The organism is Dokdonella immobilis, assembly GCF_900115085.1.
Taxonomy (GTDB): Bacteria; Pseudomonadota; Gammaproteobacteria; order Xanthomonadales; family Rhodanobacteraceae; genus Dokdonella; species Dokdonella immobilis.
In genome coordinates, this window is sequence record NZ_FOVF01000070.1 from 1 (window position 1) to 1,825 (window position 1,825).

2 protein-coding genes are annotated in these 1,825 nt (G+C 64.2%); both read left to right on the forward strand.

Annotation, left to right across the window (positions count from 1 at the left end; genetic code table 11):
• Positions 1-397 precede the first annotated feature (397 nt).
• Complete coding sequence (locus tag BM125_RS19550) at positions 398-973, forward strand: hypothetical protein (protein WP_092411123.1); 576 nt, start codon at positions 398-400, stop codon at positions 971-973.
• 13 nt (positions 974-986) lie between these two features.
• Positions 987-1,634: a hypothetical protein gene (locus tag BM125_RS19555; RefSeq protein ID WP_139225144.1), complete on the forward strand. Its 648-nt coding sequence runs from the start codon at positions 987-989 to the stop codon at positions 1,632-1,634.
• Positions 1,635-1,825: the final 191 nt, after the last annotated feature.

Sequence of the window (1,825 nt, forward strand, 5' to 3'; positions counted from 1 at the left end):
GATACACCGTTACAATCACCACCGACCTCATTCCGCCCTCAGCTACAAATCACCCATCAGTCGAATTCCGCGGAACAACCTATCGAACCTCAACAACTAGCGAACCGGGAAAGCCATCTTCCCGCCCGAGCCGGACGCCAGGCCCAGGCCGCTGACTGTTGCGCGGCAACCGGTTCGATGACCGCCTTGCCGATCTCCGATACCTGTGACTGATGCGCCGCCGCGGCAACCCCCGCAGGGCGGCGCAATACCGCCCGCTGCGCGATCCCGCTCGGCCAAAAAGTGTGAACCAGTTGGCAGTCGTGACCCGAACTGGGTCGCACAGGCACTCGCGGCGCGGACGTTATGGTCGGTCTGCGGCTGATCCAGCGCATTCAATCCACTCTCGGGAGGAGTCATGTCAAACCTGAAACTCGCCGGCGCCACCGCCATCCTTTTCGCCCTGGCCGCCACGACCGCGTCCGCCAACGAAGCCTCGTCGGAAGGGCCCGGCTTCCCGGAGCCGCAGAATTTCAACTACACCCATGCGCCAGGCCCGGACGAGGATGCGCGCCTCGCCGCCGCGCCGTCCGGTTCCGACCAGTACGTCTTTGTCGCAGGCTCCGCGTTCACTCCGCGGACCAGCGCGCAGACGGTCAGCTATCCGGGCTCCGGCTGCACTTCCAGCGATGCCGCCGTGACCACTGACGTCCAGCTGCCGAGCGGCACTGAAGTGCTCGGCGTACGCCTCTACTACTACGACATGGCCGCGGCCGGCAGCGTTGGCGTCTTCTTCACCAATTACAACGGCGGCGGCGGCACCAGCGACCTGATTACCGGCACATCGACCCTGGAGTCGGGCTATTCGAGTGAGTTTTTCGCCGCGCCGGCGTCCGTGTTCATCGACAACATCTCGGGGTCCTACGTGCTGACTGCGACCATGGATGCGGGTCTGCGCTTCTGCGGCGCCCGCCTCTTCATCTCGCAGCCTTGAGGGAGGTGCCGACATGAAACGGACGACAGATCATCCATGCCACCCCGCTGGCCGAAGCTGGCTGATACCGGCGATCGGACTGGCCGCCCTCATGGGCCTGGTCCTCGGTCTCGGTCTCGGCCGTGCGCATGCCGCCCCCGGCGATGACCCGGGACAAATGCTTGCCCCACCGCAGACACCGGAACAGATCAACGGCGCGGGCTACGAATACCTGCAGATCGCCGGATCGAGCTTCATTCCCTTCTCAAGCCAGGCGGAGTTCAGCTATCCGGGCAATGGCTGCATCAGCAAGACCGGCGGCACTGAGGCCCGCTTCGCGCACAAGCTGTTGTTGCCGGCCGGCTCGATCGTGAAATTCGTGCGCCTGTACTTCTATGACGACTCAAGCGGCTTGGTCACGGCGTTCTTCACGACATACGACGCGGCCGGCAATTTCACCGAGCTGGCCTCGGTCGACTCGATCGACAGCAGCGGCTACGGCTCGAGCCTGTCGCCCGAGCTGACCTACGTGGTCAGCCCGCTGTCGTCGCCGGTCAATATCGTCGCCAACCTCGGCTCGCAGAACGACTCGAGCCTGCGCTTCTGCGGCGTTCGCGTCGCCTTTATCCCGGTGGTGACCGATCGCATCTTCGCCAACGGATTCGATCCGACGCCGCTCTAGGAACTTGGGCGGCAGAAAGCTTCGGGCTGCGACTGCGCTCTCCGAAGTTTCTGCCGCCCAAACTCCTGGCCACGGTGGTTCAGGAAAACCACCCACGCTCGCAGGTTCCGCGAATGCAAACGCATCGCGGCTGAACCAACAACGAAGCCGCAACGCATCGAACGTCATCGGAACCCGCGCCGCCATTCGGC

Coding starts and splice junctions, on each gene's coding strand:
- BM125_RS19550 (WP_092411123.1), top strand. CDS start 398: ATGTCAAACCTGAAACTCGCCGGCGCCACCGCCATCCTTTTCGCCCTG.
- BM125_RS19555 (WP_139225144.1), top strand. CDS start 987: ATGAAACGGACGACAGATCATCCATGCCACCCCGCTGGCCGAAGCTGG.